This is a genomic window from Paenactinomyces guangxiensis, from assembly GCF_016055185.1.
Lineage (GTDB): Bacteria > Bacillota > Bacilli > Thermoactinomycetales > Thermoactinomycetaceae > Paenactinomyces > Paenactinomyces guangxiensis.
Window position 1 is genome coordinate 1 of sequence record NZ_JAECVR010000057.1, and the last position, 2,450, is coordinate 2,450.

General features: G+C 48.0%; 1 protein-coding gene. It reads right to left on the reverse strand.

Annotated elements, in window-relative coordinates; all coding sequences use genetic code 11:
- A partial coding sequence (locus I8U27_RS20300; protein ID WP_198065928.1) for a condensation domain-containing protein occupies positions 1-2,450 on the reverse strand: 2,450 nt, incomplete at both ends.

The window sequence follows — 2,450 nt, forward strand, 5'->3', positions numbered from 1 at the left end:
ATAAGCCCCGCCGGCTTTGAGAATTCCCAGAATTCCCACGATCATTTCCACTGAACGCTCCACCAGAAGACCGACAAACTCATTGCGTCTGATCCCTTTTTCCCGCAAGGCCCGGGCCAGCTGGTTGGCCCGTTCATTTAACTCCCGGTAGGTCAGCCGTTCCTCTCCAAACACCACCGCCATATGATCCGGTGTTTTCCGCACTTGCCCTTCAAACAGCTGATGGATGTTTTTCCCTCGTGGGTAATTGGCTTCCGTATCATTAAACTCCACCAGCAACTGTTGTTTCTCTGTTTCCGTTACCAGTTCAATCTCAGATAAACGAATAGCCGGTTGATTGATAATCTGTTCTAAAATGTGTGTAAAATGCCCCGCCATTTTTTGCACGGTCATCCTGTTGAATAAGGATGTACTATATTCCACTGCAATTTGCAGCGCTTTCCCTTCGGTGACACCCCAGGTAAGATCAAATTTAGCGGTTTTCCATTCCTGGTCAAAAGCCTTAAAGGTGAGGCCAGGAATTTTTAGCTCCGACAGATCCATATTTTGCATGACAAACAGGGTGTCAAACAGTGGATTCCGGCTCAAATCCCGACGAACATCCAGTTTTTCCACCAGGTCTTCCAATGGATAGTCCGCGTGCTGATAAGCTCCTAAAACCTGCTCCTTCACACTTGCCAAAAACTCGGCGAAGGTTTGATTTCGTTTCGGAAAGTTACGGATCGCCAGGGTATTGACAAACATCCCCACCAGCCGTTCCAAATCCGTATGAGGACGGCCGGCAATCGGCGAACCGATAATCACGTCTTCCTGACCCGTATATTTCATAAGCAAAATATTATAGGCAGCCAGAAGTGTCATATAGAGTGTAGCTCTTTGTTCCGTCGCCAGTTGTTTCAGCTTTTGCGTCAATTCCTCATTAAGCGTAAAAGTAAACACATCGCCATCAAATTTTTGGACAACAGGCCGTGGTTCATCCGTGGGCAACTCCAGAACGGGCAATTCTCCCGAAAACTGGCTTAACCAATATTTTTCCTGCTCTTTCAAGCGTTCTGTTTGTAAATAACCTTTTTGCCAGACTGCATAATCTTTGTACTGAATACGAAGCGGAGAAAGATCCTTTCCTTGATAAAGGGAAACCAGCTCCCGGAGCAAAATATTGATTGACATGCCATCGGAAATAATATGATGCATATCTATCATCAGCACATGCCTCTTATTCCCCAGACGGATCAGCCACGAGCGGAATAAGGGTGCTTCACTCAAATCAAACGGTTGAATCAGGGACTTTATCAAGCTATTTACTTCTTCCCCATCCTGGCTATCCATCTGTCTCATGTTGAACGTGACCCGGGGATGAATTTTCTGCACCAGTTCCCCATCTATGAAATGAAACGAAGTACGAAGCGCTTCATGCCTTTGCACCAGGGATTCAAAGGCATTCTGCAACCGATTTATATGGAGAGGTCCATTTACCTCTAAAATGAGAGGGATATTGTAACCGGAACCAACATTCTCAAATTCCTGAATTACATATAACCGCTTTTGGACCGAGGAAACAGGGTAAACATCCCGCTGCTGGACCGGTTCAATCGCTGTATACGAGCAGGTATCCGCTTCCTTTATGTAAGACGCCATTTCTTCCACCGTGGGCCGGGAGAACACTTCCTGTAAGGGGACTTCCACTTTCAGTGCTTTATGAATTCGCGCCAATAGCATCATGGCTTTGAGAGAATGGCCGCCTAGCTCAAAGAAGTTGTCATGGATCCCCACTCGCTCTACCCCCAGCACATCTTCCCAAATCCGGACCAGAATTTCTTCCGTCTGATTGGTCGGAGCCATATATCGCACACCTGTCTGTACATATCCTGACGGTTCAGGTAAAGCTTTTTTATCCACTTTTCCATTTGTGGTCAACGGTAGTGTTTCCAGTTCAACCAAATACGATGGGATCATATAATCCGGCAGTGTTTTCATCAAATGTTTCCGCATCTCCGATACATTCCACAAACCGTCCAAGACCATATAGGCATATAGGGATGGGGAACCCTCTTGATCCGGGCGGGCCGTCACCACCGCTTCCCGCACCGAAGGATGCTCCAGCAGCCGTGTTTCAATTTCCCCCAGTTCAATCCGGTATCCCCGGATCTTCACCTGGTCATCGATGCGTCCCAGGTATTCCAGTTCACCGTTCGGGAGACGGCGCACCAGATCTCCGGTTCTGTACATCCGTTCCCCCGGAACAAACGGGTTGGGCACAAACCGTTCTTCAGTCAGATCAGGCCGGTTTAAATAGCCACGGGACACTCCCTCTCCACCGATGTATAATTCGCCTGGTATTCCCACCGGCTGCAATTGCTGTTCCCCATCCAGCACATACATGCTCACAGTAGGCAGCGGTCGCCCGATATTGCTGGTATTGGACCGGATCTCCTCTGCTGTGATTTCCT